Genomic DNA, 26,993 nt, shown 5'->3' with positions numbered 1-26,993 from the left:
CGAGAGTTGAGGCATGAGTGCAACGATGCGTGCCGCCGTGTGTGTCCGGGCGGGTGGCCCCGAAGTGCTGGAGCTTCGCGAGCTGCCGGTGCCGGCGATTCGGGACGGCTGGAGTCTGGTGCGGGTACAGGGAGCCGGTTTGAATCGGTCGGAGCTGCGGACCCGGCAGGGGCATTCCCCGACGGTGCGGTTCCCGCGGGTGCTCGGGATCGAATGTGTCGGCGTCGTGGTTGCCTCGACCGATCCCGCCGTACCGGACGGGACGACGGTCGCGGCGGTGATGGGGGAGATGGGCCGGGCGTACGACGGGGGTTATTCGGAGTACGCATTGTTGCCGAACGCAACGTTGATGCCGGTCGTCACGACACTGCCGTGGGACGTGCTGGCGGCGCTGCCCGAGACGTACCTGACGGCGCAGGGCGCGTTGGACGCGTTGGGGATCGAGCGCGGCGGCCGGTTGCTGATTCGCGGCGGTACGTCGTCCGTGGGCATGGCGGCTGCGGCGATCGCGGCCGGGTACGGGGTCGAGACCGCGGTGACGACGCGTCAGGTCAGCAAGGTCGACGCGTTGACGGCGGACCATGTGGTGGTCGACGACGGCTCGGCGCTGCAGGAGGTCTGGCCCGACGGACCGGACTATGTGCTGGACCTGATCGGCGCGCGTACGGCGGTGGACTCGTTGCGGATCGTCCGTCGCGGTGGCACGGTGTGCGTCGCGGGATCGCTCAGTGGGTGGTTGATCCAGGACTTCGAGCCGATCGCGATGATCCCGTCCGGGACCCGGCTGACCGCGTTCCACAGCGAGACGATGAAGGGCCGCGCGGACGTGCTGCAGCGGATCGTCGACGAGGTCGAGAGCGGTGTCTACTGGCCGAACGTCGACCGTGTGTTCGAGCTCGACGAGATCGTCGCGGCGCACCGGTACATGGAGGACGATCAGGCGACCGGGAAGCTGGTCGTCACCCTGCGGCAGGAGTAGGCGACGGCGTCGCGGCCGATGCGCGTGATGATCAGGGTCGCGGACGTCGAGCCCTTCGGCGCGAGCTTCTTGCGCAGCTGGGCCGGGTCGACGTCGACGCCGCGTTTCTTGATCTCCAGCGTGCCGATGCCCTGGTTGCGAACCCAGGAGCGCAACGCTTTCTCCTTGTAGGGCACCTCTTCCAGCACCTCGTACGCCGAGGCCAGCGCGGTCGGCACGTACGATGATGCCGTGACGTAGGCGATGCGGGGATCCAGCAACCACCCGTCAACCGCTGCGGCGACCGCGGTGACCAGACCGGCCCGGACGACCGCACCGTCGGGTTCGTAGATGTACTGTCCGACCGGACCGCTGTCGGCTTCCGGTGCGTCGGCGACACTCGCACCACCAGGCAGCAGCGTCGCCCGGCGTGGTGTGCCCCGGTACAGCTCACCGGACCAGAGCGCGGCCTCCTTCACCTCCCCGGCGTCACTGATCCACTCCGCCTCAACACCTTCCGGGATCGCATCGTGCGGGATGCCGGGCGCCACCTTCACGCACGCAGTCCGCTGCAGGAGCTGGGTGACGAAGGACCACGGCGGCGAGTAGGCGTTGTGGTCGAACACGCGCCGCCCGTCCGCCCGGCGCGCGGGGTCGGCGAAAACCACGTCGTACGGCGTGAGGTCGGTGGACTCGGCTTCGCCTACCAGTACGTCGCCGGAGAGGCCCAGTGCGGACAGGTTGGCGCGGGCGGTGGCTGCTGTCTCTGGATCACGTTCGACACCGGTCACGTGCAGTCCGGCACGTGCGGCGCTGATGAGGTCGCCGCCGATCCCACATCCCAGATCGACCACGCCGGCGCCGGGCAGGGTGATTGCGAGTCGTGCGGCTCGGTGGGTGCTGACTGTGGTGCGGGTGGCTTGCTCCAGGCCGTCTGGGGTGAAATACATGCGCTCCGCGTCCGCACCGAACTTGGCGACGGCGCGGTGGCGCAGAGCGGCCTGGGTGACCGCAGTCGTGACAAGCGTTGCGTCGTACCGGCGTCTGAGCTTCTCGACCAGCTGGAGCTCCTTGCCGGGGCTGTACTCGGCGCAGGCGGCAGCCAGTACCTCAGCGCCCGGTCCGTCGAGCAGCGCGGTCACACTCACCCGGGCAACTTTAGAGGTCTCACGCTGAGAATCCTTTGGCACTCGAGTTGACCGAGTGCTAATCGCGGCCTAGATTCGGTGTTGGCACTCTCGATACGAGAATGCCAGCGGTCCGGCCCTTGACCCCCGCGACGGCAGGGGAGCGCGACCACCATGAACCGCAAACAGCACATCGACCGTGGAGGTCAGCAAGTGTCGGTCACGATCAAGCCGCTCGAGGACCGCGTCCTCGTCGCGCCGCTCGAAGCCGAGCAGACCACGAAGTCCGGCCTGGTGATCCCGGACACCGCCAAGGAGAAGCCGCAGGAGGGCGAGATCCTCGCCGTCGGTCCGGGCCGGATCGACGACAACGGCAACCGCGTCCCGCTGGACGTCGCCGTCGGCGACAAGGTCATCTACTCCAAGTACGGCGGCACCGAGGTCAAGTACGACGGTCAGGACTACCTGATCCTGGGCGCCCGCGACATCCTCGCAGTCGTCAGCAAGTGACGAACGCCCGCCGTTCCTGACTGACACCGCCCCGGGGCCTCTGGCACCGGGGCGGAGTGGGTCCGGCACCCCGACCCGGGGTGGTGGGGCGGGGAGTTGGACACAGGGCTCGCTCCTGCAACGAGACATACGGAAAAGGACTGGTTTTCTTCATGCCGAAGATCCTCGAGTTCGACGAGAACGCGCGGCGCGCCCTGGAGCGCGGCGTCGACAAGCTCGCGAACACGGTGAAGGTGACGCTGGGCCCGAAGGGCCGCTACGTCGTCCTGGACAAGAAGTGGGGCGCCCCGACCATCACCAACGACGGTGTCACCGTCGCGCGTGAGGTCGAGCTGGACGACCCGTTCGAGAACCTTGGTGCGCAGCTCACCAAGGAGGTCGCCACCAAGACCAACGACATCGCCGGTGACGGCACCACCACCGCGACGGTGCTGGCGCAGGCACTGGTGCACGAGGGCCTGCGGGCGGTCGCCGCCGGCGCCAACCCGATGGGCCTCAAGCGCGGTATCGAGGCGGCCGTCGAGGCCGTGTCGGCCAAGCTGGTGGAGACCGCCCGCGCGGTCGACAACAAGGGCGACATGGCCCACGTCGCCACCATCTCCGCCCGGGACGCCGAGATCGGCACCCTGATCGCGGACGCGTTCGACAAGGTCGGCAAGGACGGTGTGATCACCGTCGAGGAGTCGAACACCTTCGGTACCGAACTCGAGTTCACCGAGGGTATGCAGTTCGACAAGGGCTACATCTCGCCGTACTTCATCACCGACGCCGAGGCCGGCGAAGCGGTGCTGGAGGACCCGTACATCCTGATCCACCAGGGCAAGATCTCCGCGATCGCGGACCTGCTGCCGCTGCTGGAGAAGGTCGTGCAGTCCGGCAAGACGCTGCTGATCATCGCCGAGGACGTCGAGGCCGAGGCGCTATCCACCCTGGTGGTGAACAAGATCCGCGGCAACTTCACCTCCGTCGCCGTCAAGGCGCCGGGCTTCGGTGACCGCCGCAAGGCGATGCTGGAGGACCTGGCCGCGCTCACCGGCGCGCAGGTCGTCGCCCCCGAGGTCGGGCTGAAGCTCGACCAGGTCGGCCTCGAGGTGCTCGGTTCGGCGCGCCGGATCGTGGTCTCGAAGGACAACACGACCGTCGTCGAGGGTTCCGGCAAGGCCGAGGACATCGAGGGCCGGGTCAGCCAGATCAAGTCCGAGATCGAGCGCACCGACTCCGACTGGGACCGCGAGAAGCTGCAGGAGCGGCTGGCCAAGCTGGCCGGCGGCGTCTGCGTCATCAAGGTCGGCGCGGCCACCGAGGTCGAGCTCAAGGAGAAGAAGCACCGGATCGAGGACGCGGTGTCCGCGACCCGGGCCGCGATCGAGGAGGGCATCGTCGCGGGTGGCGGTTCCGCTCTCGTGCACGCGTCCACCGTGCTGGACAAGGACCTCGAGCTCGACGGTGACGAGGCCACCGGCGTCCGGATCGTCCGCAAGGCAGTCGTCGAGCCGCTGCGCTGGATCGCCGAGAACGGCGGCTACGAGGGCTACGTCGTGACGGCGAAGGTTGCCGAGCTCGAGTCCGGCAGCGGCTTCAACGCCGCCACCGGTGAGTACGGCGACCTGCTGGCGCAGGGCGTCCTGGACCCGGTCAAGGTGACCCGGTCCGCGCTCGCCAACGCCGGCTCGATCGCCGCACTGCTGCTGACCACCGAGACCCTGGTGGTCGACAAGCCCGAGGAAGAAGAGCCCGCCGCAGCCGGTCACGGCCACGGCCACGGCCACTGATCCCTCAGCAGTAGCAGTTCGACAGCACACAGAGCACCGCCCGGCAGGCAACTGCCGGGCGGTGCTCCGTTGTACGACGACGCAGGTCGAGCTGCGGATCACACGGCGAACACCCCACCCCCCGCCTCCGGCAGGAGCATCGGATATCCCCTGGTGTTGTGGGTTCTCCCCTCTAGTACCAAGGGAGAAGGCACAACACTGTCGGATATCCCCTCGTGTGCGGGGGGGCGTCGTGCTCGGTCGGGCCGGCTGAGGACAGACCGGGCGGTGCATCCCGGGTGCGGCGGTGCTGTGCGGTGTGTTTGGTGTGTGCGGTGTGTGCGGTGTGTGCGGTGGGGCATGTGGGGACAGGCCCCGGGGACAGGGAACCGGCGATTGCTTGTTCCCTGTCACCGGCGGCTATCCCCACCCGTACGCCGGGGGCGGGCGGGGGATCTGATGGGATGGGCGGGTGTTGATACGGGTGCGGGCGGACGAGGACCTGGATGTCTGCGTGGAGTTGCTGCGGGCTGTGCACGAGCGGGCGGCGTACCCGATCAACTGGCCTGCAGACCCGAGGGCGTGGCTGACACCGGAGAACCGGCTGGGTTGCTGGGTCGCGGTGAATGACGGGCGGGTTGTGGGGCATGTGGTGCTGACGGCCGTCGGTGATGACGCCGAGGTGGAGCGGTTGTTCGTGGATCCGGAGGCGACGCGGCGGGGGATCGGGCGGCAGTTGCTCGACCATTGCGTGACGACGGCCGCCGAGCTCGGGCGGAGGCTCTCGCTCGAGGTGGTCGACAACCGCGGCGCCGCCGTACACCTCTATCGACGCGCCGGCTGGCTCGAGACCGGCCGTACGCCGATCGACTGGGGCGGCGAGCACGCGTCCGAACTCGTTCGGTTCAGCGCGCCCGTGCAGCTGATCGACGGCGAACGCGAGAACTTGACCCGTCAGTAGTTACAGATCGTGATCAAAAGAGGCTCTTGACCACGAATTGCCACTATGCAACGAGAGTTGAGCGCCGTACCATCTTTCAGGCTGAACCGGTCCGAACACGAGGGGGCGAGGGGTGACAGAGGTCCGAGTACCTGACACCCACGACCGGGTCGAGCTCAGGGATCTTGCCGCGCTGGCCGGCGACGGGGACCGCACAGCTCTCAACGACCTGCTCACCAGAGTGCGCGCAGTCGCGCACAGATACGTACGGTCCCGTTTGTGGACCTATCCCGGCGGCGCCGACATGGTCGACGACGTCGCACAAGAGGTTTGTGTCGCGGTGTTCGGCGCGCTGGGCCGGTATCGTGACGAGGGGAGGCCTTTCGAGGCTTTCGTCTACGGCATCGCGGCCCGCAAGGTCGCCGATGCCCAGCGTGCGTTCGCGGTCGCCGACGTCTCGACGCCGGACCTGCCGGACGGCGCGGACGAGTCACCGACGCCGGAGGAGCGCGCGGTCCGGCAGTCGGAGGTCCAACACATCATGGGCCTGCTGGACAAGTTGCCGGAGAAGTTGCGGGAGATCCTGCGGCTCCGGGTGGTAGCGGGGATGTCAGCCGAGGAGACCGGCCGGGCACTGGGGATGACACCGGGGGCGGTGAGGGTCGCACAGCATCGGGCGTTGAACACGCTCAGGGGGTTTGTGGGGCATGAAGCACAGCTGGAACGAGGAAGAGCGGGGGAGGGGCATCATGGCTGACCGTTTCGACCTGGACGCGATCGAGGCCGATGACGCGCTACTCGATCTGCTCGCTGCCGGAGGGGAGTCCGCCCGTGCGGCGGGCGAGTACGACCCGGCCGTCCAACTGCTGGCCGATCTGCGGCTCGCCGTGGAGGTCGTGGACGAGCTCCCGGTGGAGTCCATCGACGATCCGGAGAGCTTCCTGGCGCGTTGCGCCGCGCTCAACCCGATCACCGACCCGTTCGCCCGCAAGATGGCGACCCGCGGTCTGGCGTTCGGTGTTGCCGCGGTCGCCGCGCTGTCGGTCTCCGGGGTGGCCGCCGCGGTCACCGGTGACCCGTTGTCGCCGTACGAGAAGGTCATCGAGAAGATGGTCGACGCGGTCCGCCCGCAGACCAGCTTCCCGAAGGAGGACCTCGACGGGCTGCCGGTCGTGGACCGGAGCAAGATCGTCAAGGTCGGCAAGGACTTCAAGGAGAAGGCCACGGCCGAGCGCGCCGCGGAGAACGCCAAGCACGGCTCGGACGGCGACGACCCGCAGGCGCAGGAGATCAAGGGAACGCCGGCAGTGGTCGTGCCGCCGGGCGACAGGCCGTTCGCAATCCCGCTGCCGACCGACGAGCAGAAGACGCAGGATCCGGTCAAGCCGACGACCGAGGTGACGCCGACGCCGACGGACACCACGACGACGGATCCGACCGATCCCAAGACGACCGAGCCGACCGACACCAAGACGACCGAGCCGACGGACACGAAGACGACGGAGACGCCGCCCTCGACCCCGCCGTCGACGCCGACGGACCAGCCGACCGACACCACCACCACGCCGACTCCGACGCCGACGGACACCACCACCACCACGACGCCGCCGGCGAACGTCGAGACCGGCACGGGCGACACGGGTACGGGCGACAACAACACGTCGACCGACAATCCGACGGCCACTCCGAGCTCGGGCTCCGCTGAGGGGCAGACGAGCGACGGGGGGACCACGTCGGGCTCGGACGGCACGACCACGACCGGCAGCGGCACCAGCGGCTCGGACACCAGCAGCACGGACACGAGCAGTACGGGCACCAGTAGTTCGGACACGTCCGGTGCCGGTGGTACGCCGAGCAGCGAGGTCACGCAGGTCCCGGCCGAGGTCAAGGAACTGGTGAACGTCGTCGAGGCGATCGTGTCGCCGGTGCTGCCGACGCCGAGCGGTGAGCCGGTCACGAACGAGACGGCCGAGCGGTTCTTCGCCGCGCCCGACGCGACGGCGAAATCCGTCACGACCAGCACGGCGACCGCGAAGCACGCGAGCGGGACGGTCAGCACGGGCTCGGTCCGCAAGGCCTACCCGAAGGGCAAGCACTCCAGCGGCGCGTACCCCGAGGGCAAGCACGCCGCCATCGCCCGGACGCACGGCTCGACCACCGAGGCCAGCCTGCTGCAGATCCTGGACGTCGTGAACAAGCCGATCAGGTAACCGGCCGACCACCGACCGCCCGCCGCGAAACCGCGGCGGGCGGTTGCCTGTGTGGATGCCTGTGTGGATGCCTGTGGACGGCGGATTCGGGGCCTGGTGGCGGCGCGGATAGGATGGGGTTCCGTTGTCGCCGTACAAAAGGTGCTCGTTTTCCCCATGGACATCACCCCAGCTGGAGTTCCCGACAAGTTCGCCGTCCTCGGCCTCACCTTCGACGACGTACTCCTGCAGCCGAACGAGTCCGACGTCATCCCGTCAGAGGCCGTCACCCGGTCCCGGCTGAGCCGCAATGTCGAGGTGAACATCCCGCTGGTGTCCAGCGCGATGGACACCGTCACCGAGGCCCGGATGGCGATCGCGATGGCCCGCCAGGGCGGCCTCGGCGTCCTGCACCGCAACCTCTCGGTGGAGGACCAGGCCCAGCAGGTCGACCTGGTCAAGCGCTCCGAGTCCGGCATGATCGCGCAGCCGATCACCATCGGCCCGGACGCCGCCATCGGCGAGGCCGACGCGCTCTGCGCGCAGTACCGGATCTCCGGCGTCCCGGTGGTGGACGACGCGGGCGTCCTGGTCGGCATCGTCACCAACCGTGACATGCGCTTCGAGACCGACCTGTCCCGGCCGGTCCGCGAGGTGATGACCAAGCAGCCGCTGATCACCGGCAGGCAGGGCATCGCCGCCGACGACGCGATGGCGTTGCTCAGCAAGCACAAGGTGGAGAAGCTGCCGCTGATCGACGCCGCCGGCAAGCTGACCGGCCTGATCACGCTGAAGGACTTCGTCAAGCGCGACAAGTTCCCGCTGTCCACCAAGGACGGCTCCGGCCGGCTGATGGTCGGCGCGGCGATCGGCTTCTTCGGCGAGGCCTACAAGCGGGCCATGACGCTGATCGAGGCCGGTGTCGACGTGCTCGTGGTGGATACCGCACACGGTCACTCCCGGGCCCAGATCGAGATCATTCGCAAGCTCAAGGCCGACCCGGCGACTCGCGGCGTGGACGTCGTCGGCGGCAACGTCGGCACCCGCGCGGGCGCGCAGGCGCTGGTCGATGCGGGCGCGGACGGCGTCAAGGTCGGCGTCGGCCCGGGCTCGATCTGTACGACGCGGGTCGTGTCCGGCGTCGGCGTGCCGCAGGTGACCGCGATCTACGAGGCGTCGCTGGCCTGCAAGCCGGCCGGTGTCCCGGTGATCGGCGACGGCGGCCTGCAGTACTCCGGTGACATCGCCAAGGCGCTCGTGGCGGGTGCGGACACCGTCATGCTGGGATCGCTGCTCGCCGGGTGCGAGGAGTCCCCGGGCGACCTGGTGTTCATCAACGGCAAGCAGTTCAAGGCGTACCGCGGGATGGGTTCGCTCGGCGCGATGTCGTCGGCCGGCGGCCTGCGCAAGTCGTACTCGAAGGACCGCTACTTCCAGCACGACGGCGGCTCCGACGAGAAGCTGATCGCCGAGGGCGTCGAGGGCCAGGTGCCGTACCGGGGTCCGCTGTCGGCCGTCGCGCACCAGCTGATCGGCGGCCTGCGCCAGTCGATGTGGTACACGGGCGCCCGAACCGTCACCGAGCTGCAGGAGAAGGGCCGCTTCGTCCGGATCACCTCCGCCGGCCTGCAGGAGTCCCACCCGCACGACATCCAGATGACGGTCGAAGCCCCGAACTACTCGGGCCGCTGACCGCCTGCTACCGGTAAGGACACCAGATGACCGAGATCGAGATCGGCCGCGCGAAGCGGGGCCGGCAGGCGTACGCGTTCGACGACATCGCGATCGTGCCGTCGCGCCGGACGCGGGACCCCGAGGAGGTCTCAGTCGCCTGGCAGATCGACGCGTACCGGTTCGAGCTGCCGATCCTGGCCGCGCCGATGGACTCGGTGATGTCGCCGGCCACCGCGATCGCGATCGGCAAGGCCGGCGGTCTCGGTGTCCTCAACCTCGAAGGTCTCTGGACGCGGTACGAGGACCCGACGAGCCTGCTCGAGGAGATCACCAGCCTCGAGACGCAGCAGGCCACGCACCGGCTGCAGGAGATCTACTCGGCGCCGATCAAGCCCGAGCTGCTCTCCCAGCGGGTGCAGGAGATCCGCGACTCCGGTGTGACGGTCGCCGGCGCGCTGTCGCCGCAGCGCACCAAGCAGTTCGCGAAGCATGTCGTGGACGCGGGCGTCGACCTGTTCGTCATCCGCGGTACGACGGTGTCCGCCGAGCACGTGTCCGGGCAGGCGGAGCCGCTGAACCTGAAGCAGTTCATCTACGACCTCGACGTACCGGTGATCGTCGGTGGCTGTGCGACGCACCAGGCGGCGTTGCACCTGATGCGGACCGGCGCGGCCGGCGTACTGGTCGGCTTCGGCGGCGGCGCGGCGCACACCACGCGGAAGGTGCTCGGCGTCGCGGTGCCGATGGCAAGCGCCGTGGCCGACGTGGCGGCGGCGCGGCGGGACTACATGGACGAGTCCGGCGGCCGGTATGTGCATGTCATCGCGGACGGCTCGGTCGGGCGGTCCGGTGACGTGGCGAAGGCGATCGCCTGCGGCGCGGACGCTGTGATGGTCGGTTCGCCGCTGGCCCGCGCGAGCGACGCCCCGGGCGGCGGGTACCACTGGGGCGCCGAGGCCTGGCACCAGGACCTGCCCCGCGGCGAGCGGGTCGAGGTCGGCGTCACCGGCACGATGGAGCAGATCCTGTTCGGCCCGTCCTGGGTTCCGGACGGCACGATGAACCTGGTCGGTGCGCTCAAGCGCGCGATGGCGACGACGGGCTACACGGAGCTCAAGGAGTTCCAGCGGGTCGAGGTAGTCGTCGGTTGAGCACCGGCGTACTGCTCCTGCATGGTTCAAGCGGTACGCCGGACTTCGATCGGGCTCGTTTGCTCGAGGCGGAGGGGTACGACGTACTCGCGCCGCGCTGGCCGGTGACGCACGAGGTGCCGCTGGAGTCGTTCCCGCTGGGTGAGTTGGCGCACAACGATCGGCTGGTCGTGATGGGCAGTTCGTGGGGCGCCGAGGCCGCGTTGCTGCTCGGAGCGCTCGACGAGCGGGTGGACTCGGTGGTCGCGTTCGCCCCGAGCGCCTACGTGTGGGGCCGGATTCTCGAGGACGGCAGTCAGCGGTCGGCCTGGACGTGGCAGGGGGAGCCGCTCCCGTTCGTACCGTTCGACCTGGACTGGAAGCCCGAGGACGATCCGCCGAGCTACACCGGGATGTATCGCCAGAGTCTGCAGCGTGCTCCCGAGCAGGCGCGGATCCCGGTGGACCGGATCGGGGGTGAGGTCCTGCTGGTGGCCGGTGGCGACGACAAGGTGTGGCCGGCGGTCGAGTTCGCGGCGGAGATCGTGCGGCGTCGCGGCGACCGCCCGACCCGGACCGTGACGGTCGCGGAGGCGGGGCATCGAGCCGTGCTGCCGGGTGAGGAGCCGAAGACCGCCGGACAACGGATGGCGCGCGGCGGCACCGAGGCAGCCGATCGGCGACTCGGTGAGCTCGCCTGGGACGAGATCCTGCGGTTGCTCGCGGATTAGGTCCGACTTGCTTCGAGTTCACCCGGTTTGCCGGGTTCTGGAAGGATTGCCGTATGGGATTGTTCAGCCGTCGGAGCAGCAGCCAGGACACGGACAATGTTGCCCTCGCCGCGGCGCGAGGACAGCTGTCCCCGGACGACGTCGATCAGGTGCGGTTCCTGATCACCACGAAGAAGGCGGTGCACGCGGTCAAGCTGATCCGTGACCGCACCGGCCTCGACCTCAAGCAGTGCAGGGAACTCGTCGACGACATCCGCCTCGGGCGGTACGTGCCGCCGACCACCGGTACGCCGTTGGTCCGCCGACCCGGCACCAACCTGGCCGAGCGCACCCGCGCCCTCAAGGCAGCGGGTGAACTCCACCAGGCGACCGCCCTGGTCGTCTCCGAGACCGGCATGACCGAAGCCGAAGCCGGCCTCTTCGTCGGCGCCCTCCGCGCCGAACTCCAGGACTGAGCCGAACTCTAGGACGCGCTCCACCCCGGGTCGCGGCCGAAGGCGGCGAGGAGGGCCTCGGTGGGTTCGGTGAAGCCGTCGAGGTGTTCGCCGATCATCCCGGCCGATCGGTAGAGCTCCTCGCGCTTCGCGAACCAGTCCGCGACCTCGTTCACGATTTCGGGGTCCATCCGTGGCGGTGCGTCGATCGCGACGGCCAGGTCCCATCCGTGGATCAGGTGGTCCGCGGCGAGCTGGCGCAGGTACTCGTGCGGATCCTCGTCGCCGTACGACAGATGCACCTTGTCGATCGCCCAGGTCGCCGCGGCCTCCGCCTCCCGGGCCGCGGACGACGCCGCGGCGGCCGGATCGTCCTCGAGCAGGTCACCGTCGAGCGTGTCCCCGACCTCGGCGATCGTCTTGCCGGCCATCAGCGGCACGGTCCAGCGCTCCTCGCCGACGACGTGGTTCACCAGCGCGCGGACGTCCCAGTCCGAGCACGGCGTCGGCGCCGACCACCGATCGGCCGGCACCTCCGAGACCAGGTCCGCGAAGTTCGCGACCGTGCGGTTGTGTAGTTCTACGACATCCATCACACCCACCCCCAAGCGTCAGCGTCCGCCTGGGGGAGGCAGGACGTCAACGGCCGAGCTGGAGTTGCTCCGCCGCCTCGTGGGCGTGGTACGACGCGGCCAGGTCGCCGGTGGCGGCGAGCAGGTTGCCGTGGTGCCGGTAGCAGGCCCCGGCCAGCTCCTTCATCAGCGCGTTGTCGTCGGCGTACGGGATCAGCGCGGTCGCCACCTCCGCGCACCAGCCGCCCAGGTCGAGGGCGATGTCGGTCCGCCCGGCCTGGAAGTACGCCTCGGAAATGTCGAGCAGCAGCTGCGCCCAGATCGGTACGTACGTCGCCGTCTGGAACCGCATCCGGTGTGACTCCCGCTCGGACGAGATCGCGAACAGGTAGTGCGCCTCCAGCCCCAGCGTCAGCGCGGCGTTGCCGTCCTGCGACAGCAGCGGCTTCACCAGCTCCGCGAGCTCGGTCGCGCGTTGCGCCGCCGACTCCGGGTCCGTCCGGCCCGACACGGTCGCCAGCGTCATCCCGGGCGCGGGTTCGCTCAGCGCCACCAGCCGGTGGTACTGCTCGAACGGCCCGAGCTTGATCTCCGCGTTCTCCAGCGCCGCGACCAGCGTCAGCGGCAGCCCGCGGTCCAGCTCCTCGACCACGCGGGCCGCCGTCTCGGCGTCGGTGTCGTACGCCGTCCGCAGGCAGGCCTCGCCCTCCAGGCGGCCGACGATGCCGAGGTGCTTGCCCTTCCTGACCAGGGCGGCGACCAGTGTGCGCATGTCGGTCGTCGAGTCCGAGTCGGCGAGCGTGTCGGCCGTGGTCAGCCCGATCTCGTCCGCCTCGAGCGCAAGGTCCAGCCGCCCTTCGGCAGCGTGTACGTCGGCCGACACCGCGGTCGCCGTACACAGGTAGCGGGCGTAGGACAGCGACTGCGGGCTCTCGTTGATCTGGTCCGCGAGCTGCAGGAACAGCTGGGTCGCCGCGTCCGCGGACGCGACCGCCAGCGCGGGGTCGCCGTACCGTCGCAGGATGAGCGCGTTCATCGCGAGCACCCGGGCGAAGTCCGGTTGATGCTTGAGACCGTCGTCGCCGCCGACGAGTTGGCCGTACGCGATCACCGCGCCGTCCATCTCCAGTACGGCGGTGGCGCCGTGACCGCGGTGCGCCTGGGTCATGGCGCGCCGTGCGCGGACGTCGGCGAGGAAGCAGGTCGCGTCGAGCACGCCGGCGTCCTGCAGCTCGGTGTACCCGAGTTGCGCCTCGTGCAGTGCGACGAGCGCCTCCTCGTGCCGGCCGGACGCGTTCAGCGATCCGGCCAGCTCGTACTGGGTCGCGGCCATCAGATGCTTGGCCTCGTAGTGGTTCGGGTGCCCTTCGGCCCGCTCCCTGGCCAGCTCGATGACCCGCTGCTGGTACGGCCCTGCCTCGTCGGCCCGGCCCTCCTCGATCAGCACCTGGGCTGTCTGCAGCGCCTCACCGAGCTCGTCCTCAGGAGGCGTCCAGAGCCCCCCGCTGTCCACCATCTGTACGTTCCACCCCTTCGCAGGTTTCAGCCGCTCAGCTTAACGGTCCTCTGATACTGACAGCCGCTATTACCGGCAGGTAGCCTTTGGACATGAGCGAGCAGACTTCGATTCCAGCGGATCCGGAGCTCGACCCGACCGCGTCGTACGCGACCGATCAGTCGGTCATCCGCCGGTTGTCGGGGCTGCTGCGCGCGACGGCCGGCACGCGTACGTCGTACGCGCCGGCCACCGGGCAGCCGATCGCGGACCTGCCGGTGTCGAGTGCGGACGACGTGGTCGCCGCGGTCCGGACCGCGCGGCGGACCCAGCAGACGTGGCGGCGGGTGCCGCTCGCGGAGCGTGCGGCGATCCTGCTGCGGTACCACGACCTGGTCCTCGATCACCGGCACGAGCTGGTCGACCTGATCATCCGCGAGTCCGGCAAGGCGCGGAAGCAGGCGTTCGAGGAGGTCGCGCACGTCGCGCTGACGGCCCGGTACTACGGCCGCAAGGCGCAGGAACTGCTCGAGCCGCAGCGCAAGCTCGGGATCTTCCCGATCCTCACCCGCGCCGAGGAGCGATTCGTTCCCAAGGGCATCGTCGGCATCATCTCGCCGTGGAACTACCCGCTGACGATGGCGATCTCCGACGGCCTGCCCGCGATCCTGGCCGGCAACACCGTCGTCCACAAACCCGACAGCCAGACCCCGCTGACCGCGCTGCGCGGGATCGAGCTGCTGTACGAGGCCGGCCTGCCGCGGGAGGCCTGGCTCGCGGTGAACGGCGACGGCCCGACGGTCGGCGGCGCGCTGATCCAGAACGCCGACTACATCTGCTTCACCGGCTCGACGAAGACCGGCCGGCTGGTCGCGAAGCAGGCCGGTGAGCGGCTGATCGGCTGCAGCCTCGAGCTCGGCGGCAAGAACCCGATGCTGGTACTGCGGGACGCCGACATCAACCGCGCCGCCGAGGGCGCCGTCCGCGCGTGCTTCGCGAATGCCGGCCAGCTGTGCGTCTCGATGGAGCGGCTGTACGTCGCCGACCAGGTGTACGACGCGTTCGTCACGGCGTTCGTCGACCGGGTCAAGAAGCTCCGCCTGAGTGCCGGCACCGGCTGGGACGTCGACATGGGCTCGCTGATCTCGAAGGCGCAGCTGGAGACGGTGACCCGGCACGTCGAGGACGCCCGCTCGCAAGGTGCCACGGTGCTGGCCGGAGGGAAACCGCGGCCCGACGTCGGTCCGCTGTTCTACGAGCCGACCGTGCTGTCCGGTGTCACGCCGGCGATGGAGTGCTTCGACAACGAGACCTTCGGGCCGGTCGTCTCGATCTACCGGTTCTCCGACGAGGCCGAGGCGATCCAGCGCGCGAACGAGGGCGAGTACGGCCTGAACGCCAGCGTCTGGACCCGCGACGGCCGCCGCGGTCGCGCGGTCGCCGCGCAGCTGATGGCCGGCACGGTCAACGTCAACGAGGGGTACGGCGCCACGTTCGGCTCGATCGACACGCCGATGGGCGGCATGCGGTCGTCCGGTCTCGGCCGGCGGCAGAGCGTCGAAGGCATCCGCCGGTACGTCGAACCGCAGGCGATCGCCACGCAACGGCTGATCCCGATCGCCGCCTCGCACGGCATCTCCGACGAGAAGTTCGCGGAGCTGATGACCGGCGCACTGCGCATCCTGAAGAAGATCGGCCGCCCATGACTGTGTTGAATGCCGCGCTGCCGCGCGGCGGGTCATGGGGCTGTGACTCCCGGTCTTCCCTCGTCGCTCCGGTCGCTTCGCTCCCTCCGCTCCTCAGTCCAGACCGGGAGGCCCCATGACCTTCGATTACGACGTAGTCGTCATCGGGTCCGGTTTCGGCGGGTCGGTGAGTGCTCTGCGGCTGACCGAGAAGGGGTACCGCGTCGCCGTACTGGAGGCTGGTGCGCGGTTCGACGATGCGGGGTTCGCGAAGAACTCGTGGGACACCAAGCGGTTCCTGTTCGCGCCGAAGCTCGGGATGTACGGCATCCAGCGGATCAGCGCGCTGCGCGACGTGATCATCCTGTCCGGCGCCGGGGTCGGCGGCGGCAGCCTGGTCTACGCGAACACGCTGTACGAACCGCTGCCCGCGTTCTACACCGATCGCGCCTGGTCGCACATCACCGACTGGCAGTCCGAACTCGCGCCGTACTACGACCAGGCGAAGCGGATGCTCGGCGTCACGACGTACCCGGGGTTCACGCCGGCCGACAAGGTGATGAAGCAGGTCGCCGAGGACATGGGTGTGGGGGAGACGTTCCACCCGACACCGGTCGGTGTCTTCTTCGGTGAGCCGGGTGTCGAGGTCGACGACCCGTACTTCGGTGGCGCGGGCCCCCGCCGTACCGGATGTATCGACTGCGGCGAGTGCATGACGGGCTGCCGGCACAACGCGAAGAACACGCTCACGAAGAACTACCTCTACCTGGCCGAGAAGGCCGGCGCGGAGGTCTACTCGCTGACCACGGTCACGTCGGTCGAGCCGCTCGCTGAAGGCGGGTACGCGATCGACACCCGGCGTACGTCGAACAAGAAGTCCACCCGTCGGTTCACCGCGGGACAGGTCGTCTTCGCCGCATCGGCGCTCGGTACGGCGAAGTTGCTGCACCGGCTGCGCGACGAGGGCAAGCTGCCGCGGCTCTCGAACCGGCTCGGCGTGCTGACCCGGACCAACTCGGAGTCGCTGCTCGGCGCGATCTCGCGGGAGACCGATGTCGACTACACGCGCGGGGTGGCGATCACGTCGTCGTTCCACCCGGACGAGATCACCCACATCGAGCCGGTGCGGTACGGGAAGGGCAGCAACGTGATGTCGCTGCTGCAGACCGTGCTGACCGACGGCGACGGGGACAAGCCGCGCTGGCGGACGTGGTTGCGCGAGCTCGGCGTCCAGCGGAAGAACATCCGGCGGCTGTACGACCTGAAGCACTGGTCCGAGCGGACCGTGATCGCGCTCGTGATGCAGACCGCGGACAACTCGATCACGACGTACGGCAAGCGCGACCGGCTGGGCCGCTGGAAGCTGACGTCGAAGCAGGGGCATGGCGCCCCGAACCCGTCCTGGATCCCGGTCGCGAACCAGGTGGTCCGGCGGATGGCGAAGCTGATGAACGGTACGCCGGGCGGCACGATCGGGGAGCCGTTCAACGTGCCGATGACCGCGCACTTCATCGGCGGCTGCGCGATCGGCGACTCGCCCGAGACCGGCGTCGTGGACCCGTACCACCGCGTGTACGGGTACGACGGCCTGCACATCGTCGACGGCTCGACCATCTCCGCGAACCTCGGCGTCAACCCGTCCCTGACGATCACCGCCCAGGCCGAGCGGGCGCTGTCGTTCTGGCCGAACAAGGGGGCCGCCGACCCGCGGCCGGCGACCGGTGCGGCGTACCAGCGGATCCAGCCGGTGAAGCCCGAGCACCCGGTGGTCCCGACGGATGCCCCGGGTGCGTTGCGGCTGCCGATCATCCCGAAACAGGCTGTGACGGATTCGTAACAGAACAGTGAGAAATAGTGCAAATGAAAAAGCCTCAGCAGTAAGTTGCTGAGGCTTTGTCAAAAGGTCCGGAAAAGGGAGCAGGTCCCTCGGGAACGTTTCCGCCCAAATCGTTTCCCGAGGGACCCACTCAAGCCGGGGTGAGGCGCCCGGCGCTTTGGGATCGGATCGCCAGCCATAGCTGGCGACCCGAGCTCTTGGTTACTACCTTACATCCGATTTCCAGGGGCTCTGGGCCTTGTGACCACTCTGCGTGCTGATCGTAATGATCGGCTTTTGTAGCTCCTGGTAACCGGGTGGCGGTCTTCCTTGCGGTAACCGCCTTCGTACACATCAACGAGCCCATCTACGGGGGGTTACGAGGTTCCCCAGAAATCTCCAGAAACTTTTCCCGGAGAGTGCGGAGAGTGGCGATGAGTCACTTCGGCTCGAGGTGTTCCACGTGACGCCCGCCGCAGCCCCGCCGTACCGGTCTGACCTACTGTGAGGCCGACCGTTGAGATGAGGCAGGAGAACTATGAGCGAGATCCTGGACGTGGCACGTGAGCAGGTTCTGGAACAGGGCATCGGACTGAGCCAGGAGCAATTGGTCGAGGTTCTCAGCGTGCCCGACGACCAGTTGCCGGAGCTGCTCGCGCTCGCGCACGACGTCCGGGTGAAGTGGTGCGGCGAGGAGGTCGAGGTCGAGGGGATCATCTCGCTGAAGACCGGCGGCTGCCCCGAGGACTGCCACTTCTGCTCGCAGTCCGGCCAGTTCACCTCGCCGGTGCGCGCGGTCTGGCTGAACATCCCCGAACTCGTCGAGGCCGCCAAGGAGACCGCGAAGACCGGCGCCACCGAGTTCTGCATCGTCGCCGCGGTCCGTGGACCCGACGCGCGGCTGATGAGCCAGGTCAAGGCCGGAATCGAGGCGATCAACGCCGAGGTCGACATCAACATCGCCTGCTCTTTGGGCATGCTCACCCAGGAGCAGGTCGACGAGCTGAAGTCGTGGGGCGTGCATCGCTACAACCACAACCTCGAGTCGGCCCGTTCGTACTTCGGTGACGTCGTCACCACGCACTCCTTCGAGGAGCGCTGGGAGACCTGCCTGATGGTGCGCGAGTCCGGGATGGAGCTGTGCTGCGGCGGTCTGGTCGGGATGGGTGAGTCGCTCGAGCAGCGCGCCGAACTGGCCGCGCAGCTCGCCGAGCTCGGCCCGCACGAGGTCCCGCTGAACTTCCTCAACCCGCGCCCGGGGACGCCGTTCGGCGATCTGGAGATCATGGACGGCAAGGACGCGCTGCGCACCATCGCCGCGTTCCGGCTCGCGATGCCGCGGACGGTCCTGCGGTACGCCGGCGGTCGCGAGCTGACCCTCGGCGACCTGGGCACCCGCGAGGGCCTGCTCGGCGGGATCAACGCGGTGATCGTCGGCAACTACCTGACCACCCTGGGCCGCCCGGCGACCGCCGACCTGGACCTGCTCGCCGAGCTGAAGATGCCGGTGAAGGAACTCCAGAAGACGCTGTGACGTACTGCGGCAGATGTGGGCGGGACCTGGCCGACGGCGGCCACGAATCCTGCGTGCGGGCTCTCGCGCTGGAGCCCCCGCGGTACTGCGCGGAGTGCAGGCGGCGGATGGTCGTCCAGGTGCATCCGATGGGGTGGACCGCGCGCTGCTCGGTTCACGGTGAGGTTGCGTCCGGCTGAGTCCGGCTAGGGTTGACACATGTCCGACTCCGCTCCGCGCCTGCTGGTCGCCCTGTACGGACCGACGTCAGCGGGGAAGACCGCGGTGTCGGTCGACCTGTGCCTGCGGATCCGGGACGAGCTCGGGCTGCCGCCGATGGTCGTCTCGGCGGACTCGCGGCAGGTGTACCGGTACATGGACATCGGCACCAGCAAGACCACGCCGGAGGAGATGCGCGGGATCCCGCACACGATGATCGACGTCACCGAGCCGGTGCGGAAGCTGGAACTGGAGACATTCGTCGCGGAGGCGCGGCAGCATATGGACGAGTGCTGGAACGCCGGTGGTGTCCCGGTCGTCGTGGGTGGCACGAGCGTGTACGTGCGCTCCCTGCTCGAAGGCTGGGAGGTGGACGCGGTCGCGGAGGCGCGGAACGCCGTCCGGCGGGACTTCCCGCGCAGCATGGCCGAGGACGCCTACGCGGTCCTGAGTCGGCTCGATGCCGGTGCCGCCGCGAAGATCCACGAGAACAACTACGACGCGATCGTGAACGCACTGGCGCGTGCCATGGGCAACGATCCGGAACGGGCCGTCGCGCCGGCCACCCGGCAGGTCGTGCTCTCGGTCGACCGTGCTGCGAGCGAGATCGATCAGCGGGTCGCGGCGACGTACGACCGGCAGGTCGAGCTCGGCCTCCGCGACGAGGTCCTCGGGTTGGACGAGCGGTACGACGTACTGACGCAGTACCGCCGCCTCGGCCAGAAGTCCCCGAACCAGGTCGTCCACACCCACGGCTACACCGAATGGTTCGACGTGGCACTCGACCGCGGCAAGTCGCTCGAGAACCTGGCCGGGCCGGACCTCGACGAGGTCCGCACCCGCGTCGTCGAGCGCATCCAGACCCACACCCGCCGCCAACGCTCGGCCATCCCCAAACTCACCGGCGTCAAGCCCGCCCGCAACGCCAACGACGCCTTCGCCGCGGTCAAGAAGGCCCTCGAGGCCGGGCCGCCGGCCCCGGCGCCGGCGAAGAACACGAAGCAGAAACCGGGACCGCGACGTCCGAAACCGCAACGCTCAGGGGCCGGCCGCCCCGACGGGTCGCGCCGGCGCCGAACCTGAAGTGGCCGGGGGCAACCGATCGACGGTTCCCCCGGCCGCCGTCCTAGCCCCGGCCGTTGCCCTTCTTCTTCTCGTCCTTCTTCGTCTGAGCATTTTCGCGGCCGCGACGAGTGTTCGGGTTCGTGGACCGATTCTGGTCGGCCTGCTTGCGGGACGCGCCCCTCTCGTGCCTGGGCGTGTTGCTGGGGCTCTGGTTGTTGGTGTGTTCCTGCGGCTTGCCTTTTTTGCTGAAGGGCATGGTCCCGTTCCTCCTGTCGAAGCCGCGAGACGCGGCGCATGATCGGTCGTGTGTGCAGCAGACGTTCCGAACCCGCAGGCTGGTTCCCTGCGGGTTCGAAGGCGCGACAGGCTAGTCGCGACCCTGGCCCTGCCCCCGCGGCTTACGCGCCGGGGTCAGGATCGGGAGATCCTTGGGCGGCGTCGCCTTCTTGTCCTGCTTGGGCTGGGGCTTGTCCTTGCTCGAGTCCTTGCTACCGAACGGCACCTGATGCTCCTTGCGACGAGAGCCGCGAGACGCGGCTGGGATCGGTCTTGTTGTCCAGCAGACGTTGATCGACGCCGGCCGGTTCCCCACTGGTTCGAAGCATCGGAAGGCTAACCACAACTGGGGTTCATCTGGTGTTCAGCCAAGGGCGGAACCGCTCGGGTGATTGACCGGCGCGTCGGCTATCGTTTCGGCGTGGTCAATCTCGCCCCCATCAACGTGCTGACCGCGCTCGGTGCGGCGGGTTGGTCGCGACCGGACGCGATGGCGTACGAGATCGCGCAGGAGGGTGTGCGGCAGGCGATCGGGTTCTGCGCCCGGCCGATCGAGGCCGAGGAAGCCGCGGCCGATCCGGATGCCGCTGCGAGCCGGCGGACCGACCAGGAGGCCTGGGCGGCGCGCGGACAGGAGCTCACCCCGCTGGACACCCGCGCGGTCAAGCGGATCCGCAAAGAGGTCGACGATCTCCTCATCATCGAAGACGAAGACGACGACGACGAGGACGAAGACGACGATCTCGACGAGGGCGATCAAGACGACGAAGACGACGAAGACGAAGAAGACGACGGGACGCTGGAGTAGTCGTGACGAGTCCGTGGGGGATCGGGCCGGTGGAAGCTGATCGGGAGCCGCTGGACGCGGGGGAGAGTGCACAGGTCTTTCGCGAGCGGATCGTGCCCGACCAGCTCGCCGGGAGCCCGCAGCAGCAGCCGGTCGTGGTGTTCGTCGGTGGTCAGCCGGGTGACGGCAAGGCCACGATCACCGCGCTGGTCGCCGCGATCCTGCGCCGCCGCGGCCGTCCCGTCGTCCTCAATCCCGCCGCCTACGAGCCGTACCATCCACGCTTCTACCAGCCGATCACCGACGTACCGCCGGTGCCGAGCCACGACGTCGAAGCCGACGGCCGGCGCTGGTACGCGATGGCCGAGGCGCACGTGATCGAGCAGCGGTACGACGCGATCGTCGAGACCGAACTCCTGGATCCGGACGCGTTCGCCGAGTCGGCCCGGAGCTTCAAGGCGGCCGGCTTCCAGGTGGAGGTCGCGATCCTTGCGGTGCCGGAGGCGTTCAGCCGCCTCGGCGTCCTCGAACGGCATCTGCGCGCATTGGAGGCCTACGGCTTCGGCCGGCTCGTCCCGCAGAGCGTCCACGACGCCGGCTATGCGGGTGTACTGCAGGCCGCCGAGCTGGTCGACAACGGCGAGTGGGCCGACCGGATCGCCGTACTGCGTCCGGACGGGCAACTGCTCTACGGCAATCAGCGCGACGCCGGCGGTGGGTGGCAGCAACCCGTGCGGACCGCGGAGGCGATCACGTACGAGCGGGACCGCCAGTGGACCGTGGTGGAGTCGCGGAACTTCCTGGAGATCGCCTCGCAGGTCGGCCGGATCGGGCTGGCAGCGCATGTGCAGTGGATTCGGGACGAGTCGGTCGAGGGCGACAAGGTGGTGACTGCGATGGCCCGCCCGCGGTTGCATCCCGACGCGGTGACGATGCACATCGCGACCGCCGGCACCAATCAGTAGGAGATGTCGCCCACATCCTGACTCCCCGCGGCGTCCTCGGTGGTGAGCAGCGATTACCGTTGGGAATCCTCAGGACGGAGGAGGACGGTGTCACAGTCGGTGAATGGGTGGCGACAGCGGGACGCGGAGTTGCTCTGGCATCCGTACTCGTCGCTGACCGAGCCGTCGCCGGTGCGGGTGGTCCGGGGCGCGTCCGGCGTACGGCTGCAACTGGACGACGGTACGGGCGGGACGGTCGAGGCGATCGACGCGATGGCGTCCTGGTGGTGCATGATCCACGGCTACCGGAACCCGGTGCTGGATGCCGCGCTGAAGCGGCAGGTGGACGAGTTCAGCCACGTGATGTTCGGTGGACTGACCCACGAACCGGCGGTCCGGCTGGGCGAGCGGCTGGTGGAGATCACGCCGGAGCCGCTGCGGCACGTGTTCTTCTGCGACTCGGGGTCGGTCTCGGTCGAGGTGGCGATCAAGCTCGCGCTGCAGTACCAGGTTGCGCGTGGCAACCATGGCCGGACGCGAATGCTGACCGTCCGGGGCGGGTACCACGGCGACACGTTCGCGCCGATGAGTGTGTGCGACCCGGTCAACGGGATGCATTCGCTGTTCACCGGCGCGCTCCAGGAGCAGGTGTTCGGGCCGCAACCGCCGGCCGGCTTCGACCGGCCGGACAACGATCCGGAGCTGCAGGCCTGGGCCGACGCGATGGCCGCGGTGGCCGAGCAACGTGCGGGTGAGATCGCGGGCATCATCGTGGAGCCGGTCCTGCAGGGCGCCGGTGGGATGTACCCGTACAGCCCCGCCTGCCTGCGCGTTCTCCGCGAGCTCGCCGACCGGCACGGCTTCCTGCTGATCTTCGACGAGATCGCCACCGGGTTCGGCCGCACCGGCACACTGTTCGCGTCCGAGCACGCGGGCGTCGACCCGGACATCCTGTGCGTCGGCAAGGCGCTGACCGGCGGCTACCTGTCGCTGGCCGCGATGCTGTGTACGACGGACGTCGCGCACACGGTCTCGAACGGACCGGGTGGTGCCTTGATGCACGGGCCTACCTTCATGGCGAACCCGCTCGCGTGTTCGGTCGCCCTCGCCTCGATCGACCTGTTGCTGTCGCAGGACTGGTCGTCTCGGGTGGCTGCGATTTCTGCGGGGCTTTCGTCCGGGCTTGCTTCGGCGCGTGAGCTGCCGGCCGTGAAAGACGTGCGGGTGCTCGGCGCGGTCGGCGTCGTACAGCTCGGTGGGCCGGTGGATCTGCCGCGGCTGACCGAGGCTGCGTTGCGTCGTGGGGTCTGGGTGCGGCCGTTCCGCGATCTCGTTTACACGATGCCGCCGTACATCTGCACCGACGACGACATCGCCACCATCGGCGCGGCGATCACGGCTGCGGTCGAGGAGGCCGGCTGATGCTGGAGGACTGGCTCGCCCCGAAGGCGGCCGCGCTGGAGGCCCGCGGCCTGACCCGACGGCTCAGCGCCCGGGCCGCGGACAGTGACCTGATCGACCTCGCGGGCAACGACTACCTCGGTCTCGCCCGCGATCCGCGCGTGGTGGCGGCCGCGGCCGACGCCGTACGCACCTGGGGCACAGGCTCCACCGCGTCCCGCCTCGTCACCGGTACGACGGAACTTCACGAGGAGCTCGAATCCGCGCTGGCGGGGTACGCCGGGCAGGGGTCCGCGCTCGTGTTCTCGTCCGGGTACCTCGCGAACCTCGGTGTTGTCACCGCGCTCGGCGGACCGGGAACGTTGCTGGTCTCCGACGAACACGTGCACGCCTCGCTGGTGGATGCCTGCCGGCTGGCGCGGTCCCGGGTCGAGATCGTCCCGCACAACGACGTCGACGCCGTCGAGAAGGTACTTGCCGAGCGCAACGAACCGCACGCGGTGGTGATGACCGAGTCGGTGTTCAGTGTGCTGAGCGACGAGGCGCCGCTGCTCGAACTCGCCGCGGTCGCTCGCGCGCACAACGCCGTACTCCTGGTCGACGAGGCGCACGGGTTGGGGGTCAGCGGCAACGGTCATGGGTCCGTGCATGCGGCGGGTCTGGCTGGGCTCGAGCACGTCATCGTGACCATGACGCTGTCCAAGGCGCTGGCCTCGCAGGGCGGGGTCGTCCTCGGGCCGTCGGTACTCCGCGAGCACCTCGTCAACCGGGCACGTCCCTTGATCTACGACACCGGTCTGAATCCGGCCGCATGTGCCGCGGCCCTTGCTGCGCTTGGGGTTCTGCAGGCCGAGCCCGACCGTCCCGCGGCGATCCATGCGGCCGCGGCGCGGTTGGCAGCTGCTTGCGAGGTGCCGCCGTCGCGTGGTGCGGTCGTCTCCGTCCCGATGCCGGGTCCGCGCGAGACCGTCCGCGCGGCCGAGCTGTGCTTGCGGAACGGCGTACGCGTGGGGAGTTTCCGGCCGCCGTCCGTGCCCGACGGCATTTCCCGGCTGCGGCTCACCGCGCACGCCGGGTTGTCAGCAGCGGATCTCGATCGCGCGTGTGCCGTGATCGTCGAGGCGATCGGCCAGGTCTCATGATCACCTTCGTCACCGGTACCGACACCGACATCGGCAAGACGATCGTCACGGCTGCGCTCGCGGTGCGCGCCGGCGAGTCGGTCGCGGTGGTCAAGCCGGCCCAGACCGGGGTCGCCCCCGACGAACCGGGCGACCTCGCCGACGTCGGCCGGCTCAGCGGTGTGAAGGTGCTGCACGAAGGCGTCCGGCTGCCCGAGCCGCTCGCGCCCACCACCGCCGCCCGGCGCGCCGGGATCGCGCTGCCGTCGGTCGAGGAGTACGCCGCGTCGATCGACGACCTCGCCCGCGAGTACGACACCGTGCTGGTCGAGGGCGCCGGCGGACTGCTTGTCGGACTTGATGCCGACGGCAACAACCTCGCGGATCTCGCGGAGCATCTGACGTCGCCGTTCAGGTTCGTGGTGGTGACCCGTGCCGGGCTCGGCACGCTGAACCACACCGGGCTGACTGTCGAGGCGCTGCGGTCGCGGGAACTTCCGGTCGAGGGACTCGTGATCGGGTCGTGGCCGGCCGAGCCGGATCTCGCGGAGAGCTGCAACGTGGAGGATCTCCCGGCGACGACCGGGGTCCCGGTGATCGGGCGGATCCCCTCCGGGGTCGGCACCTGGAGCCGCGAGGAGTTCCGGGCCGCCGCACCGGGATGGTTCGAGTGAGCGTGCCGGGGCGGTTCGCGTGAGTGGGTGTCCGGCCAGGTACGACGAGACGCTCGGGTACTGGGTCGTCGACGACCCGGCGCTGGCGCGCGAGGTGCTGCTGGACCCGCAGACGTACCGCCCGGACAACGCCGTACTCGCCCACACGCCGCTGTCCGTGAAGGCGCTCCGCGTCCTGTCCGGCGTCGGCTTCGCGCTGCCGCCGACGCTGGCGAACAACGCGGGCGAGTCGCACCGCCCGATCCGTGCCGCCGTCGCCCGCTTCTTCAGCCCCGCCCGGGTCGCCGCCGCCGAACCGCTGACCCGGTCGCTCAACGTTGCACGAGTCACGGCTGCCGCTGCATCACTTGCGGACGGTCAACAGGTCGACCTGGTGCAGGCGATCGCTGCGGAGCCGCCAGCCCTCGTCGTACTGCACCTGCTCGGCCTGACGGACGTCGACGTACCTGCACTGAAGGCCTGGAGCCTGGACTCGCTAGAACTGTTCTGGGGCTGGCCCGACGAGGACAGGCAGCTGGAACTCGCGCACACCGCGGCCGAGTTCTACGCCTGGCTGCGCGCCCGTACGACGGCCGCTCGCAAGGCTCCGGGCACCGATCTGTTCGGTGTGCTGGTCTCACTGGGGCTGACCGATGAAGAGGTGTGCGCGGTCGGCTACTTCCTCCTGATCGCCGGCCAGGAGACCACAACCCAACTCATCTCCACGACCTTCCAGCACTGTCTGGACGATCCCGATACGACGGTGGACCGGGTCCTCCGGGAGGCGTCGTCAGTCCCCACCTGGCGCCGAACCACCGCCAAACCAACAACCCTCGGCAACGTCGAGCTACCAGCCGACGCACCCGTCCTACTAAGCCTCACCGCCCACGGCGGCCCACCCGACCTAGCCTTCGGCCTAGGCATCCACCGCTGCCTAGGCACCGCCCTCGCCCGAATGGAAACCCAAGCCGCCCTGGACTGCGCACGGGAGCTGCTGAGCGGAGTGCGGCTGACCGAGCCCCCGCCGATCATCGACCTCCTGTCCTTCAGAGCCCCGGCGCGGTTGGTGGTGACTGGACGCAGCGTGAGGGTCTGAGGCTTACGGCTTGGTCTTCAGAGTCGCACTGACGCGCTGCCGCGAGACGAACCACGTTTCTAGGGCCGGATCGATCGCAAGCAAGACGGTCCTCATCCGGGTCAGCCGGTCCGCAACCATGCTGGAGTTGAGCAGTGGTTCGAGATGAGCGACGCGGTTGCGCAGTTTATAGATGTTGTCGACGTGATCCACGAGGTCCGACGGTGTGCCTGTAAAGCTCGGGAACGCGGCGGCTAGCGCCTTGCTCCAGAGATGCTGTCTGCCGGGATCGTTGTCGGGCAGCAAGAACCGCCAGGTGCCGAAGCTCAATTGGGCGAGTACGTCGGGGTGCCCAGGTGCCCTACCGGCACCACGTAGGGCGGTCTGTGCTCTCCGAGTGGCCTTGCGGATGTCGTCGCCGGCCAATCGTTGGAGCAGGCGGGCGGGGTCCATGAGCCAGTCCGACGCGTGTGATCGGCCCGTTTGCCGATCCCGCTGAACGGCGTTCCACCTGCAGAGCTGTTCGTCGAGCGCGTTGCGCAGGATCACCTCGAATCGATGTAGGCACTCGTACACCGCGCCCGAGAGTTCGACACTCCATTGGTACAGCGCCAGCGCTCGGCGGACATTGCCTTCCGTCGCCGCGAGGTACGGCGCGAGACGCGGTCCGCTGATCTTGGCGGCGACCACAGCGTGATAGAGGGCGGTTTGATTTGCAGGAGGCATGATCCTAAACTTCTTCGTGAAGGCGGAGGCAGGTCTCTCCGTTACATGAACACCTGAGGGCCCGTCGGTCTACGCCGACGGGCCCTCAGCATGTCCGCGGAGTTCTTCGTCGATGTTAGGTCGTCAAACGATCCGATCCGTAATCGGCTGGTGACTGTTCGACAGAGTTCAAGCGTCTTTGGGTTGTAACTGTCGGTAACA

The 26,993-nt window shown here is 68.9% G+C and carries 27 protein-coding genes; 21 read left to right on the top strand and 6 right to left on the bottom strand.

All coding sequences use genetic code 11. The annotated features are described in order from the left end of the window. Positions 1–13: 13 nt before the first annotated feature. On the top strand, positions 14–979 hold the full coding sequence (locus ACWF0M_RS24505) for a zinc-binding dehydrogenase (protein ID WP_452238024.1): 966 nt from the start codon (positions 14–16) through the stop codon (positions 977–979). On the opposite strand, the gene ACWF0M_RS24500 is transcribed toward ACWF0M_RS24505, so the two are convergent. Then, positions 937–2,106, bottom strand: coding sequence for a class I SAM-dependent methyltransferase (locus ACWF0M_RS24500; protein ID WP_452238023.1), 1,170 nt, complete (start codon positions 2,104–2,106; stop codon positions 937–939). The two genes, ACWF0M_RS24505 and ACWF0M_RS24500, sit on opposite strands and share 43 nt — an antisense overlap. A 192-nt stretch (positions 2,107–2,298) precedes the next feature. Between ACWF0M_RS24500 and groES the strand changes: the two genes are divergently transcribed. From groES to ACWF0M_RS24455, 9 genes are all read left to right on the top strand, one after another. Next, positions 2,299–2,595 carry a co-chaperone GroES gene (gene groES, locus ACWF0M_RS24495; protein WP_130384566.1) on the top strand — a complete coding sequence of 99 codons (297 nt, stop codon included), beginning with the start codon at positions 2,299–2,301 and terminating at the stop codon, positions 2,593–2,595. Between the two features lie 152 nt (positions 2,596–2,747). Continuing rightward, positions 2,748–4,367, top strand: a complete 1,620-nt coding sequence (gene groL, locus ACWF0M_RS24490) for a chaperonin GroEL (RefSeq protein WP_131335107.1) — start codon at positions 2,748–2,750, stop codon at positions 4,365–4,367. Positions 4,368–4,818: 451 nt separating this feature from the next. Beyond that, positions 4,819–5,307, top strand: coding sequence for a GNAT family N-acetyltransferase (locus ACWF0M_RS24485; protein WP_452238022.1), 489 nt, complete (start codon positions 4,819–4,821; stop codon positions 5,305–5,307). 112 nt (positions 5,308–5,419) lie between these two features. Next, the gene (gene shbA / locus ACWF0M_RS24480; protein WP_327637793.1) at positions 5,420–6,043 is read left to right on the top strand and encodes an RNA polymerase sigma factor ShbA; all 624 of its coding nucleotides are present in this window, start codon (positions 5,420–5,422) and stop codon (positions 6,041–6,043) included. Further along, a complete protein-coding gene (locus ACWF0M_RS24475) occupies positions 6,036–7,496 on the top strand; it encodes a hypothetical protein (protein WP_452238021.1) in 1,461 nt (486 codons plus the stop codon). Before shbA ends, ACWF0M_RS24475 begins: the two co-directional genes overlap by 8 nt. Before the next feature lie 156 nt (positions 7,497–7,652). Further along, positions 7,653–9,167, top strand: coding sequence for an IMP dehydrogenase (gene guaB / locus ACWF0M_RS24470; protein ID WP_452238020.1), 1,515 nt, complete (start codon positions 7,653–7,655; stop codon positions 9,165–9,167). Between the two features lie 26 nt (positions 9,168–9,193). Then, entirely contained in the window at positions 9,194–10,300 is a 1,107-nt protein-coding gene (locus tag ACWF0M_RS24465; RefSeq protein WP_131335103.1) for a GuaB3 family IMP dehydrogenase-related protein, read from the top strand. After that, a complete protein-coding gene (locus ACWF0M_RS24460; RefSeq protein WP_452238019.1) occupies positions 10,297–11,010 on the top strand; it encodes an acyl-CoA thioester hydrolase/BAAT C-terminal domain-containing protein in 714 nt (237 codons plus the stop codon). The genes ACWF0M_RS24465 and ACWF0M_RS24460 overlap by 4 nt, the downstream gene beginning before the upstream one ends. 53 nt (positions 11,011–11,063) lie before the next feature. After that, positions 11,064–11,465 (top strand): hypothetical protein, encoded by a 402-nt coding sequence (locus ACWF0M_RS24455; RefSeq protein ID WP_452238018.1) that lies wholly within the window; start codon positions 11,064–11,066, stop codon positions 11,463–11,465. Positions 11,466–11,473: 8 nt separating this feature from the next. On the opposite strand, the gene ACWF0M_RS24450 is transcribed toward ACWF0M_RS24455, so the two are convergent. Both ACWF0M_RS24450 and ACWF0M_RS24445 read right to left on the bottom strand, forming a co-directional pair. Next, positions 11,474–12,037, bottom strand: a complete 564-nt coding sequence (locus ACWF0M_RS24450; protein ID WP_452238017.1) for a TIGR03086 family metal-binding protein — start codon at positions 12,035–12,037, stop codon at positions 11,474–11,476. 46 nt (positions 12,038–12,083) lie between these two features. Continuing rightward, positions 12,084–13,532: a hypothetical protein gene (locus ACWF0M_RS24445; RefSeq protein WP_452238016.1), complete on the bottom strand. Its 1,449-nt coding sequence runs from the start codon at positions 13,530–13,532 to the stop codon at positions 12,084–12,086. Positions 13,533–13,624: 92 nt separating this feature from the next. Between ACWF0M_RS24445 and ACWF0M_RS24440 the strand changes: the two genes are divergently transcribed. From ACWF0M_RS24440 to ACWF0M_RS24420, 5 genes are all read left to right on the top strand, one after another. Beyond that, the gene (locus ACWF0M_RS24440; protein WP_452238015.1) at positions 13,625–15,217 is read left to right on the top strand and encodes a succinic semialdehyde dehydrogenase; all 1,593 of its coding nucleotides are present in this window, start codon (positions 13,625–13,627) and stop codon (positions 15,215–15,217) included. 115 nt (positions 15,218–15,332) lie between these two features. After that, positions 15,333–17,033, top strand: coding sequence for a GMC oxidoreductase (locus tag ACWF0M_RS24435; RefSeq protein WP_452238014.1), 1,701 nt, complete (start codon positions 15,333–15,335; stop codon positions 17,031–17,033). A 517-nt stretch (positions 17,034–17,550) separates the two neighbouring features. Next, complete coding sequence (bioB, locus tag ACWF0M_RS24430; RefSeq protein ID WP_452238013.1) at positions 17,551–18,546, top strand: biotin synthase BioB; 996 nt, start codon at positions 17,551–17,553, stop codon at positions 18,544–18,546. After that, positions 18,543–18,725 carry a biotin synthase auxiliary protein BsaP gene (bsaP, locus tag ACWF0M_RS24425; RefSeq protein WP_452238012.1) on the top strand — a complete coding sequence of 61 codons (183 nt, stop codon included), beginning with the start codon at positions 18,543–18,545 and terminating at the stop codon, positions 18,723–18,725. The genes bioB and bsaP overlap by 4 nt, the downstream gene beginning before the upstream one ends. A 19-nt stretch (positions 18,726–18,744) precedes the next feature. Further along, entirely contained in the window at positions 18,745–19,827 is a 1,083-nt protein-coding gene (locus ACWF0M_RS24420; RefSeq protein WP_452238011.1) for a hypothetical protein, read from the top strand. A 43-nt stretch (positions 19,828–19,870) separates the two neighbouring features. On the opposite strand, the gene ACWF0M_RS24415 is transcribed toward ACWF0M_RS24420, so the two are convergent. Together ACWF0M_RS24415 and ACWF0M_RS24410 are read right to left on the bottom strand one after the other, a co-directional pair. Then, complete coding sequence (locus ACWF0M_RS24415) at positions 19,871–20,065, bottom strand: hypothetical protein (protein WP_452238010.1); 195 nt, start codon at positions 20,063–20,065, stop codon at positions 19,871–19,873. Positions 20,066–20,176: 111 nt separating this feature from the next. Next, positions 20,177–20,311 (bottom strand): hypothetical protein, encoded by a 135-nt coding sequence (locus ACWF0M_RS24410; protein ID WP_452238009.1) that lies wholly within the window; start codon positions 20,309–20,311, stop codon positions 20,177–20,179. 195 nt (positions 20,312–20,506) lie between these two features. Here ACWF0M_RS24410 and ACWF0M_RS24405 point away from each other — a divergent pair, with 195 nt between their 5' ends. From ACWF0M_RS24405 to ACWF0M_RS24380, 6 genes are all read left to right on the top strand, one after another. Further along, on the top strand, positions 20,507–20,893 hold the full coding sequence (locus ACWF0M_RS24405) for a hypothetical protein (RefSeq protein ID WP_452238008.1): 387 nt from the start codon (positions 20,507–20,509) through the stop codon (positions 20,891–20,893). A 2-nt stretch (positions 20,894–20,895) separates the two neighbouring features. After that, a complete protein-coding gene (locus ACWF0M_RS24400) occupies positions 20,896–21,837 on the top strand; it encodes a zeta toxin family protein (RefSeq protein WP_452238007.1) in 942 nt (313 codons plus the stop codon). A gap of 129 nt (positions 21,838–21,966) precedes the next feature. After that, a complete protein-coding gene (gene bioA / locus ACWF0M_RS24395; RefSeq protein WP_452238055.1) occupies positions 21,967–23,238 on the top strand; it encodes an adenosylmethionine--8-amino-7-oxononanoate transaminase in 1,272 nt (423 codons plus the stop codon). Continuing rightward, positions 23,238–24,359 carry an 8-amino-7-oxononanoate synthase gene (locus ACWF0M_RS24390; RefSeq protein ID WP_452238006.1) on the top strand — a complete coding sequence of 374 codons (1,122 nt, stop codon included), beginning with the start codon at positions 23,238–23,240 and terminating at the stop codon, positions 24,357–24,359. The genes bioA and ACWF0M_RS24390 overlap by 1 nt, the downstream gene beginning before the upstream one ends. Beyond that, positions 24,356–25,012: a dethiobiotin synthase gene (gene bioD, locus ACWF0M_RS24385; RefSeq protein WP_452238005.1), complete on the top strand. Its 657-nt coding sequence runs from the start codon at positions 24,356–24,358 to the stop codon at positions 25,010–25,012. Before ACWF0M_RS24390 ends, bioD begins: the two co-directional genes overlap by 4 nt. Before the next feature lie 19 nt (positions 25,013–25,031). Beyond that, a complete protein-coding gene (locus ACWF0M_RS24380) occupies positions 25,032–26,087 on the top strand; it encodes a hypothetical protein (RefSeq protein WP_452238004.1) in 1,056 nt (351 codons plus the stop codon). Positions 26,088–26,090: 3 nt separating this feature from the next. Here ACWF0M_RS24380 and ACWF0M_RS24375 read toward each other — a convergent pair whose 3' ends face one another. Then, a complete protein-coding gene (locus ACWF0M_RS24375; protein ID WP_452238003.1) occupies positions 26,091–26,792 on the bottom strand; it encodes a hypothetical protein in 702 nt (233 codons plus the stop codon). Positions 26,793–26,993: the final 201 nt, after the last annotated feature.

The organism is Kribbella sp. NPDC055110 (assembly GCF_053607525.1).
The sequence above is the reverse complement of the archived record's forward strand: the minus strand, read 5'-3'. Positions and strand labels throughout refer to the sequence as shown.